At 37.2% G+C, this 11,162-nt stretch carries 8 protein-coding genes and 1 pseudogene; 8 read left to right on the top strand and 1 reads right to left on the bottom strand.

Annotated elements, in window-relative coordinates; translation table 11 throughout:
• Nucleotides 1-103: 103 nt before the first annotated feature.
• Nucleotides 104-364 carry a hypothetical protein gene (locus tag MKY16_RS17660; RefSeq protein WP_340957638.1) on the top strand — a complete coding sequence of 87 codons (261 nt, stop codon included), beginning with the start codon at nucleotides 104-106 and terminating at the stop codon, nucleotides 362-364.
• A 1-nt stretch (nucleotide 365) separates the two neighbouring features.
• On the top strand, nucleotides 366-566 hold the full coding sequence (locus tag MKY16_RS17655; RefSeq protein WP_340956438.1) for a hypothetical protein: 201 nt from the start codon (nucleotides 366-368) through the stop codon (nucleotides 564-566).
• Between the two features lie 137 nt (nucleotides 567-703).
• Here the strand turns inward: MKY16_RS17655 and MKY16_RS17650 are convergent.
• Nucleotides 704-954: pseudogene (locus tag MKY16_RS17650) on the bottom strand (phenolic acid decarboxylase); the annotation flags it as partial.
• 200 nt (nucleotides 955-1,154) lie between these two features.
• On the opposite strand from MKY16_RS17650, the gene MKY16_RS17645 reads away from it, so the two are divergent.
• The 6 genes from MKY16_RS17645 (at nucleotide 1,155) to MKY16_RS17620 (ending at nucleotide 11,036) form a co-directional block, all read left to right on the top strand.
• Nucleotides 1,155-3,395 carry a right-handed parallel beta-helix repeat-containing protein gene (locus tag MKY16_RS17645; RefSeq protein ID WP_340956436.1) on the top strand — a complete coding sequence of 747 codons (2,241 nt, stop codon included), beginning with the start codon at nucleotides 1,155-1,157 and terminating at the stop codon, nucleotides 3,393-3,395.
• Nucleotides 3,396-3,897: 502 nt separating this feature from the next.
• Nucleotides 3,898-4,941 (top strand): hypothetical protein, encoded by a 1,044-nt coding sequence (locus MKY16_RS17640; RefSeq protein ID WP_330720567.1) that lies wholly within the window; start codon nucleotides 3,898-3,900, stop codon nucleotides 4,939-4,941.
• A 513-nt stretch (nucleotides 4,942-5,454) separates the two neighbouring features.
• Nucleotides 5,455-6,726 carry a hypothetical protein gene (locus tag MKY16_RS17635; protein ID WP_330720568.1) on the top strand — a complete coding sequence of 424 codons (1,272 nt, stop codon included), beginning with the start codon at nucleotides 5,455-5,457 and terminating at the stop codon, nucleotides 6,724-6,726.
• Between the two features lie 448 nt (nucleotides 6,727-7,174).
• The gene (locus MKY16_RS17630) at nucleotides 7,175-8,338 is read left to right on the top strand and encodes an ABC-three component system protein (protein ID WP_330720569.1); all 1,164 of its coding nucleotides are present in this window, start codon (nucleotides 7,175-7,177) and stop codon (nucleotides 8,336-8,338) included.
• Between the two features lies 1 nt (nucleotide 8,339).
• Complete coding sequence (locus tag MKY16_RS17625; RefSeq protein WP_274484109.1) at nucleotides 8,340-8,846, top strand: three component ABC system middle component; 507 nt, start codon at nucleotides 8,340-8,342, stop codon at nucleotides 8,844-8,846.
• Nucleotides 8,847-11,036, top strand: coding sequence for a DUF3732 domain-containing protein (locus MKY16_RS17620; protein WP_330720571.1), 2,190 nt, complete (start codon nucleotides 8,847-8,849; stop codon nucleotides 11,034-11,036). It begins immediately after the preceding gene.
• Nucleotides 11,037-11,162 lie beyond the last annotated feature (126 nt).

Raw genomic sequence — 11,162 nt, 5'->3', positions numbered from 1 at the left:
CAATCAACTTGCTGTGTTTAAATAAATACGGATGCAGGGAAGGTGAACCCCTTGGATAAATTTAAAGATCTGGAGAAATTGATTAACAGGAGATCGCGCCAAGTTGGAAGCGAAAGCGAACGATACCTATATTGTATATAAAACGCCGGATGGCCAAATTGTAAAAGAATACAACAATGGAGACATTGTTCCTGTTGCGGATACGGATGTTCTCATGCATAAACATATACCAATGATGTATGTATTTGCAGGGAATAATGGAAGCGGTAAAAGTACGATTCAGAACCTGGTTGTTGACCGACTGGGAATTAGCGTAAATATTGATCCTGATGCCTTGCCCAGAGGAATCGAAGAGACTTTCTGAGATGGATATTGTGAACAGACCTGAATTCTCGGAATGGGAGGATAAGCATCATTACAAGCAAGCATTGGAGAATGAAGCTTTGTACTGGCAGGGCATGAAGGACGGAGCACAGTTTGTATATGTTGTATTAGAGATGATGTTCATGATGAAAAAGAGAAAGAAGAATAGCCAATGGAGATTAGATGATTATAGAGAATATTAAAAAAGATGCTGGGCACCTACCAATCTGGTCATACCCCTGTCAAGTAGACAGGGTATGACCAGGTTGGTAGGTGTTTTAATTTGTCTTACGTTATGAGACACAGGCTCAGGCTTTTCAGTTCAATTCGTCTTGATTGACTATGCTTGCAACTTACCCGCACGAATATCATCTGTCATGCCCGCGTAAGGGCCTGGGCAATCAACTTCTCGTTGTTCACACCTGCATTTTCAATGAAAGTAATATATGCGAATTCAGGAACTACATGCTTCGGATAAGTCTCATACTTTTCACGCGATTCTTCCATCAGAGGGATGAAATCATTTTGATAGCGTACTTTAATCTCTGGATGCTCATCCACCCATTTCGGAAAGTAAATAATACCATGCATGGTCAATGAAATGGCTGGATGGGTTCAGTATCGGAGAAGCTTCGCCGAAAGAATCATAAACTTTAAGTCGGTATAAGTCGATTAAATAATTAAGGGCTTATATATACACAAATTTCTATATTAGAACATACCTAGCAGTGAAATTAAGCCCAGGCGTAGAAGCCGTATCTAAAAATATAATTCATTCCAGGAGGTAAGCTATGAATAAGAGAACAGGCTTTAGATTTTTAGTTGTAATTATGATGATTTATGTATTTACTTTTAATCTGGGTGTGGAAACTGTAAAGGCAAATTCCGTATATTATGTTTCTACAACGGGGAATGACATCACTGGAACCGGTACACTATCAAATCCATGGAAAACCATACAAAAGGCAGCAGATACCATGACAGCCGGAGATACCTGCATCATACGAGGTGGTACATACCGGGAAACAGTAACACTTCATACTTCCGGAACTTCTGCAAAACCCATAAACTTTGAGGCTTATACAGGAGAGAACGTAACGGTATCCGGTGCCGATCCGGTTACTGGCTGGAAAAATTACTCCGGAGCCATCTATTATGCGGAAATGAGGGGTTCCCTTGGAACAAAAAATCAGATATTTGTTAATAAGCAAATGCAATTTGAAGCTAGATGGCCCAATTCATCAACACTTGATCCCTTAAATTCAACATATGCAACAGTTGATTCCGGTTCCACTACAACCATCAAGGATGGAAACTTAACTCAGGCACCTGGATACTGGGTTGGCAAAACGGTTTGGAGTGTTCCGGGAACAGGCTACAAATCTTATAAAAGTACCATTACCAGCTCAAGTGACGGCTCCATTACCTTTGATCAAATAGATACTGCAGCGACAGGCGGTAACAGCTATTATATTACTGGTAATCTTGAAGATCTTGACAGTGCGGGAGAATGGTATTATGACAGCATTACTGGCAGACTTTATTTATGGGCACCTGGTGGAGTTGATCCGAATACTTTGACAGTAGAAGCAAAGAAGCGGACTTATGCATTTGATTTAAGTTCCCACTCTTACATAAATATTACCGGAATTAATATCTTTGCCTCTAGCATTAAAATGTCTAATTCTAATTACTGTAAAGTTTCTAATATGATTGCGGAATATGTCAGTCATGATTCGGATGTTACCAGACAATACAGTACAGGGATATTTATGTCCGGTACCAATAATGAGCTTAGAGACAGTACTTTGACCTACAGTTCCGGTAATCTGGTGAGTATAGAGGGAACAGGAAATAAGGTAATTAATAATCTTATTCATGAAGCAAATTATTCGGCAGCGGATATTCCGGCAATCTATCTATTGGGGGCAAACCATCTAATCAGTCATAATACGGTATATAACGCTGGGCGTCATCTGATATTTATGCCTACCCAAAACAGCCAGATACAATATAATAATCTGTACAATGCAGGAAAGCTGACAAAAGACTGCGGAATACTCTATGAATTTGCCTGGGATGGGCAAGGGACGGTAATTCATCATAATTACATCCATGATAATCTGGCAAAGAATTATTCCGGCACTGGTATCTATCTGGATAACGGTAGCAAGGGCTATATTGTGCATCATAATGTTGTATGGGGAAACTATACAGGGATAAGATTGAATACACCCAGTAATTTTAACCTGATTTATAACAATACCACCTACAGTAACGGAAATGTAGGATATTGGGGAAGTAATTTTCAGTCAGATATGTACGGCGACAGAATTTTCAACAATATCTTTACTACAGCCTTTACACTGCCTGGTACTCATATAGAGGGAAATAATATTACCTCAGAAACCAATCCGTTATTTGTGAATCCCACAGCATATGATTTCAGGTTGCAGTCTACTTCTCCAGCTATTAATGCAGGGGTTGTAATATCTGGAATCACGAATGATTATGTTGGTGCGGCACCGGATATTGGAGCATATGAGTTCGGTGGAACTGACTGGACTGCCGGGCATGATTTTTCTTCATCTCCGGACCCGGTTTTTGAGAGTGTCAGCTTACTTTATGATAATAACGTAAGGCAATCTGATTTCGAGAAAGGGATAATCTCACCATGGGCAGCAACATATTCAGATACTGCTGCAAGTGTATCGGTACCAAGAAGCGGCTCTAAGAGTGTTAGATTGGGACCCGGAGAAGATGGTATCGAGCAGGTACTTACGGGGCTAAGTCCTAATACCAGCTATATGTGTACCGCCTGGGTTAAGGCAGACATAGGAGAGCGGATTCAGATTGGCGTTAATGGCTTTGAAGGAACGGATGCATCCGCAACATCTGACAGTACATCCTGGACAATGGTAAACATTCCTTTTACAACCGGAGCAGGCGCTACCAGGGCAACAGTGTATGCTTACAAGAATCCTGGTACAGGATATGTTTATGTGGATGATTTTGGGGTAGTTGAGCAATAAATTATTTTACTGGTTTTATGTTTGACAGGATTGTCAGAAAGTCAGAAAAACCAAGACTGCCTTGGGGCAGATGGATCAGGAGGGACACTTTCAGTAGAAAATAAAAAAAGAAAGACATAAGACTCTGATCTAAAAACGATAGATTTTCCGCCAAGGGGCGACCAGGCTTTAGGGTCATCATTTTTGTACACTCAAGGCACGTGGAGTGCGTGGTAGTAATATATCGAGATGAGAAGCATTGATGTACGAGGATTAAGAGCAACTTTAATATGTTCCTGCATTCAAAAAAGTCTTTAGGGTTGAGTGCGGGAACATATTTTATTTGCATACATATGGCATGTGGAGTGCGTAATATTGATGGTCAGGAGAGAATAATATTAAGGATGCAACGGTATTAGAGCTAATCCTTTTTAATATATATAATAATTTTTTGCTATAATTTAATTTGGGACTATTCAATAAATCTTACTCCAATATAGTAATATTCATGGGGGAAACCTAAATGCATCAAAATACAAACAAATTTAAGAGTAAATTTTGTCAATGGGCTCAAGCAAACCTTCCTTCAAATAGTATTAATAAGTTTACTAATTCATTGAATCAGGTATTAAATAATCATATCGCTGATTGTGATAGTAGAGTGCAAATAATGATAAGAAATTTATCTGATTCTGAGAAAATGAATATTAGTTTCATTTCAAATGAAGTTATTATTGCGCCTAAGCGTAAAAGTTTATTTGTAGGCGTGTTAATGCCCTCTTGGGATAAAGGACTTAGTAAAATTTGCAAAGATGAGTACGTTTATGATGCTATCTCATGGTTTTTTCATTTTGCTTCACAATATGTTGCTAGAAGTCGTATGATTGATGTGATCTCTTCCATAAATATTGTTTATGGTCGCTCTTGTGATTTTAGAGGCGATAAGCTGTTTAAACTCATCATTCCTAGAAATGAACGAGTAAAAGATGAGTTTATTTCAGCTTTTATGAGAGAAACTAAGGCAAGATTTCTTCACGAGAATGGAGAAAGAGAAAGAAGCCTAGTTTTATGGGTAAATAAAGTAAATACTTTAGACCCGTTTGTTCATAGAATTTTCTTTAATTATATAAATGCCTGCAAGCTATATGATGGACAATTTGATGAGGAAGCTATTACTTCTCTTGATAAGACAGTGGATGTTATACAGCAATATGCAAGAGAACGTATGAGTATCAAGGGAACAAATAATCAAAGAGAATTAACTTTAAGCGCATTTGAAATGACTGAGTCTGAAAAAGTTTTACTTACTCGGCTATATGATATAAGGAATTACTTTGGTGGACATCCAAGTATGAGTAAATGGTGGGATTTTTCAGAGATATTTGAGGGAGATATAGAAAGTTTCTTTGAGGTTGTAAAAAGATTAATTTATAAAACCGTGTTGCATGAGAATAATAATCGAGTGGTTGAGAAAAATCCTCCATCATGGTCGGAATGGTTTGAGGAACATTCGATGATGTTATGGGAAACTGTATGGTTTGAAAAAATAGAGAAGCATATTAGATAAATAAGTTTACAGAGGGCTCTGTCAAATCCTTTTAAGCATAAGTTCTACTAAGAGAAAATGTTATTCTAGCGTAAGTAATGACCGAGTCAATAGGAAAAAAAGACATAGAGCTGGAGGGACATATCCCTCACGAACCTCCATTTACGAGTGGCGTCTACGGTGGTGGTATAGAGCTTTTTAAGTAAGCCTCATTAGTCGGGATTAAATTAAAATTTCACAAGACATCCATATGCTTTAAATTAGGCCCTTGGTATCATACAAGGGCTTTTTGTTGTTCCATATATCCCCATGAATATGCTATAGTGTAAGAAATAAAGAAGATTTATGCAGAATTTAGTAGAATAATGGGATGGACTATTCTCTTGAACTTGGGTATATAGTCCTTTGATATAGGTTGAGATATTTCGATGAGGTGATATTATTAGGAATATTATAGCGATAATGGTTTAAAGTATATTCTAAACCATTATGAGATAACGACGTAATAGAAAAAGAAAAGGTGTGAGGCAGAAAATGCGATTAAAAATTGAAGATTGGCTATATGAACAAAAATTACCGCTTGAAACTACTCAGTTGCTACAAGAAGCAATAATCTGCTATAAAGGATCAGCCTACAAAGCGAGTCTTCTTTTCTCGTATTTGTTTTTTCAAACCGTTTTAAAATATAGAATTGTTACTGCAAAAATACCCGAAGATATTCTTACTTCTGATGATAAATTAAGAAAAACTTTAGATAATATTGATGATGAAGATAAATGGGATAAGGCTGTTTTTGATGTTTCGAACAGACAGCAAGAGCCGCGGCTATTCAAAATAAATGAGGATTTGAGAAATCAATTGAATTACTGGAGAAATCGTCGCAATGATTGCGCTCATGCAAAGTCTAATATAATTGAAGCCTCTACCGTAGAGTCTTTCTGGTACTTCTTACAGTCGAACTTACCTAAGTTCTATTTTAATGGTGGTAGGAGTGACATGTTAGAAAAGATCAAGGTACATTTTACAATAAGCAAAACGCCTGAACAAGAAAGTCCGGAATCTATAATTGAAGAAATTCCTGTATCTATGCCGGAAAGTGAATATAAAAAATTTCTGCAAGAACTTAAAGAAATGTTAGAACGAGGTTACGGGTTAGGTAATGCTTTTGATGATCAAAAAATGAGGTTTTGGCGATGCTTATTTAACATTCAAGGGGATTTTGTTGAGCAAGTGATTCACTTTTTAATGGAAGATGAAAACACAAACCTATTCAGAGCAATTTTAAATTATGATCCAAGCAGCATTCAATTTTTTAGGGGTAATGCACAATTTATACGATCTTTTTGGTATACAGTGGGTTTGCATTCTAATGTTCGAGCAATAATAGCTCTAATTCGTCAACACTTAATACCTGCTGATCAGATAAATGAGAGTATCAAACATCTAATTGCATCCCAAGCAATTATTGAGCCTGACGAACTATCATCCGAGGAGTTTAGGTATTTATTAGAAAATGATTTCGTATCTATTCTTAAAGATTATGCCTTCATTGGAGGTAATATTTCATCATTTGATTGGGCTAATCATCATAAGAAGAATGCAATTATTTGGTATTTTAAAAAATATGGATTTGACAAAGATGTTGTCCAAGCTTTATATAATACATTTTCTAATGAGAGCCGCCACCCTTGGCATTTACGAGACGCGATTAGATTAATGTTCAGAATAACGCCAGAGCTTCAGGAGCAATATGTCACTGTATGTGAAGAATTTGAGGTTTCTGTTGTACCTAAGCTCATCCCTTAATTTGGAGTTGCAAATATGACTTACGATAACTTGAAGCAATCTTTACCGGAATAAGTTCCCGATCGTTTTTTCACACAAAACATGATTGAGCAGGATGGGACTCACGCCAACAGCCGAGCATGCTGCCTTTGTCTTTTATCAAGAGCAAAAATGTTCGTTCAAATTATATGATATATATGCAACCAGAAAGCGGAAGAAGTAAATGGGCTTCTCGCTTGTGGTAAGGATTTAAAGGTTGATGAGGTATTAGCAGAGCGTAAACACGAGCTTGAGATAAGAAAAAGCCAAATGGGCTTATAGTTGTGTGAGAAGATGCTGCTTACAACAAACAAGCACATCTTTTTTAGCTCATCAACGGACCTCGAAAATAATGTAAAAAAGTATTTGGAATATTATTATCGTATTATGGTGTATAAACCTTATAATTCTAAATTAAAAGAGGATCATTATGACTAAAGACCATTCAGCCGCTGGTCAAGCACTAGGGTATGTATATCAGTTTGATCGGGCCACATACAGATTGTTTCAAGCTGGGATAGATGTAATAGAAATTGGAATTGAAGATATAGATGATGTGAGCGTGCATCTTAACTCTGGTAAAGAAATAAGGGAGCAAGATAAATCTACTGTAAACTCTGGATCGCCCTTATCTGATAGGAGTGTTGCTCTGTGGAAAACACTGTACATATGGGCTGAGTTATTAAATAGTGATCCTTCAGTATTAGACTATACTGAATTCCACCTTGTTACTAATGGAAGTATTTCTGATGACTGCTTAGCTCAGAGGATACATGAAGCCACTGATGAGGATTCTTCTAAATTAGTGTGTGATGAAATGTATGAAATCCTTCCAACTTTAAGGAAAGATTTATCCCCTTTTGGACAGTCTATAGGTAAACTGGAACCCGAATTACTACGTTCATTGATAATTAAAGTTTCAGTATTTGATAAGGTGAGCCCTAAGTTTGGGGGAGATATTAAAGATATTTCCGCCCTTCGTTTTTATGATGAGGGCATCAAGGTCAGTTTATTTGACCAAATTAATGGTTGGATTAAACGTAGGATACGTCAGGCAGTAGAGAATGATCTTCCACCTCGAATATTACGTAAGGACTTTGATCGTGAACTCCAAGCATTGATAAGAAGAGTAACAGTTGCACGGTTGTCTGCGATTATCGAACCTTTTACGAGCGATATTGAATTCAATGATTTTCAGTTCCATGGTTTTGTACAGCAACTTGATTGGATTAATCTTGATGAAGAAACTATTAGAGAAGCTATAATTCACTATTCTCATGCACAAGATACTCGGATGAAATGGACTGATAACAGCTTAGTTTCAGAGGCGACATTATCATTGTATGAGAAAGATTTAACTGATAGGTGGAAAATAGCACATAGACGTGCATTAAGACAACCTTTTAGCGAAGATCTTCAGGGACAAGAATGTTTGGATGCAACTTTGTCAGAAGATACTTATATTGACAATGAAATTATGCCCAAGCCAATTACTTGTGGCAATTTCCATGCTCTAGCTCACTTCACGGATGAACACGAACCACAAATTGGTTGGCACCCACAATTTAAAAAATTATCGAAGGGAACCGAGTAATATGAGTGGGTCACTTTTACGTGAGTATGAGATAATGCAAAATCCAGCACTTGGTGCAAATGCATTATGGGCGTTTACACAGGGATTTGTTTCTAGACCACATGAGGAATTGCAGTCATTAACTTTGTGGCATCTTGTCACGGTTCTCCCCCTTCTATACCATGATACGAGCAGAAAAATAATTCTAAAGAAAAGGGAATCATCGGGATTGCGTTCTATACTTGAACGAGACTCAAAAAACTCAGTTGCACAAAATGAGACGGTTTTTAATATAAACAATAGAATCAAAGCGTTGCAGGATAGAACGTTTCGATCTTTAAATCTAGCGCTTGCTTGTAACCTCATCTCTCTTGAGGAGGGTTATTTTTTTTCCAATGTTTCTTTTAAGATTCCAAGTACTATCCCTGTTGAAACAAAAAACATTTTAAAGGCTGCACAAAAATTAGGGGGGTGGGCAGGAGGAATGTCAGATTTCGAGTACTTAACAATACTAGGAGTTGAGCCCTAAATGTATTTATCGATTTTAAAGCTTATAATATGGCCTAAAGATATAAGAAAAGAACCTCGGATTCTTTGCTTTAAGCCTGGTAGTATTAACTATATAACAGGCGCAAGTAGAAGTGGAAAATCTGCAATTATTGAAATTATTGATTATTGCCTTGGTTCAGGCGGATGTTCAATACCAAAAATAGGACCTATTCGACGTACTTCCTCTTGGTATGGATTGCTGATAAGTACTGTTGAAGGAGAGAAGTTGCTGGCAAGGCGTGACCCTGATGAACAAATCTCAACAGATGATTATCATATTGTTGAGGGGACAACAATTGAACTCCCTGATGTACCACAAAAAAATGGTAATAGAGATAATGCAAAAGGAATACTACAAAGACTTGCAAGAATACCTCAATCAAATTCAGATTTTAACGAAACAGGTAGTGGTTTCAAAGGAAGAGCTTCCATTTCTGATATGACAGCTTTCATGTTCCAACCTCAGCGTATTATTGCTAATAATGAGACTATGTTCTATGAAGCAGATAAAGAGGAACATGCGAAAAAAATAAGAGAAATTTTCCCTTTAGTACTTGGAGTAGTCGATGCCGATACATTAATAAAACAACATCGCCTCCAAGAAGTTAAAAGATTAATTGAACGTAAACAACGCCAATTGGATTCCTTAAAAGTTGACATAGATAGTTTTGCTGGGGAAGTTAGAGGGCGCTATATTGCAGCAACTCAACACGGTTTTACATCTAATTTAGTAGTTGACAACATCGAGACTCAAATTTTGTTTGAACGTCTTAAAGATATAGTATCTATTTGGAAAAGAGATCCTTCATCATGGGATGAAGGTAGTGAATACATTAACACCGAAAGGCTATCTCAATTACGTGAAAAGGAGAACACACTTTATGCAGAAATTACTTCATTAAGAATTAGACTCACTCAATTAAAAGAGCTTTCTTTAGCAAGAGCCACCTCCGAACTGAATATTTCACGCAAGCGTGACCGACTTTCATCAGTATCATGGCTTGAGGAAAAATTAAATACAGCACATCAATGCCCCCTTTGTGGAAATGATAATAGATCAAGTACGGTCGAAATGAGGAAATTAATTGAAACTACCCGTAAGGTTGAGGCACAGTGGAAAGGAATAGAACTGGTTCCCCCTATGCTTGATGCTGAGGAAGTGGAACTAAAGAAATTAACAAGCTCTAGAGAAACAGAACTCAGACATGTAAAAGCCGAACGTGAGTATATACAGGAAGAAACTGAACAGATGCAGACAACGAGAGAGCAACGTGCAATGTTTATAGGAAGGCTAACGGAGTTTATTAATCTTCATGAATCTTTAGTCGATGATGGTAACTTAGTCAATGAAATCAGTCTATTAAAAGATGAAGAAGCTCGGCTTCTGGAATTTGTAGATTTTGAGAATTTCACCCATCGTAAGGAAACAGCCTTGTTTAAGTTCTCTAGGTTTGCAGGCCATTATGGAAGTATATTAGATCTTGAAACTGGGGAAGATCTGATTCAGCTCGATACAAATAGATTAACAATAAGAGTTATTGATGAAAATGGTGGAACTGCTTGGATGAGAGAAATCGGTAGTGGTGCAAATTGGTTGGGTTATCATGTAGCTACATTGCTTGCACTGCACGAACTTTTTTTTAATCAGAGTATACCTTATGTACCAAGTCTTTTAGTAATTGATCAGCCAAGCCAAACTCATTTCCCAGATGATACAGAAGTGGATTCGGAACGTGAAGAACTGCAAGCAGTTAATAAAGTATTCCAAGCCTTATCTTCAGGAATCAAGAGGACTAATGGAACTTTACAGGTTATTGTGAGCGAACATGCAGGTCAAAGTGTTGTAAGCGGTTTGGAAAATGTTAATCAGGTAGAAAGATGGAGGAAAGGTCGTAAACTGATACCTTGGCATTGGAGTAAGGAAATACCAGATGATTTAATAGGTAAAAATGCACAATATACTGCTGAGGATCTAATTGAAACGATAATTAAACCTTCTTTTCAGTTAGAAACGGGGCATAAAGACTGTAGCATTAATGTGCCTGAGGCTTATTTTATAGAAGAAGGTCTTTTATTTAAGGCACAGGCATTCATGGAAGATGGTCAGGTGTTTGATCTTGAGGGTCAGATTGATTTTGATCTGAATGTAAAGTTTACCAATGTTGTCTAAAGCATTTTAGTAGAGTGGTATTAAGCGTCAGCATAGATCATAGCGAGTATGACTCAGTAGCAGATACTGGGTCTTTTCGTTATGAAATTCAACGCTGTTCTATTAGTTGAAAAGCATATAAATTAT

The sequence above is a fragment of the Paenibacillus sp. FSL L8-0641 genome, assembly GCF_038006265.1.
GTDB classification, from domain to species: Bacteria; Bacillota; Bacilli; order Paenibacillales; family Paenibacillaceae; genus Paenibacillus; species Paenibacillus polymyxa_D.
This window is presented reverse-complemented; position numbering and strand designations above follow the sequence as displayed.

Coding starts and splice junctions, on each gene's coding strand:
- MKY16_RS17635 (WP_330720568.1), top strand. CDS start 5,455: ATGCGATTAAAAATTGAAGATTGGCTATATGAACAAAAATTACCGCTT.
- MKY16_RS17640 (WP_330720567.1), top strand. CDS start 3,898: ATGCATCAAAATACAAACAAATTTAAGAGTAAATTTTGTCAATGGGCT.
- MKY16_RS17620 (WP_330720571.1), top strand. CDS start 8,847: ATGTATTTATCGATTTTAAAGCTTATAATATGGCCTAAAGATATAAGA.
- MKY16_RS17655 (WP_340956438.1), top strand. CDS start 366: ATGGATATTGTGAACAGACCTGAATTCTCGGAATGGGAGGATAAGCAT.
- MKY16_RS17625 (WP_274484109.1), top strand. CDS start 8,340: ATGAGTGGGTCACTTTTACGTGAGTATGAGATAATGCAAAATCCAGCA.
- MKY16_RS17630 (WP_330720569.1), top strand. CDS start 7,175: ATGACTAAAGACCATTCAGCCGCTGGTCAAGCACTAGGGTATGTATAT.
- MKY16_RS17645 (WP_340956436.1), top strand. CDS start 1,155: ATGAATAAGAGAACAGGCTTTAGATTTTTAGTTGTAATTATGATGATT.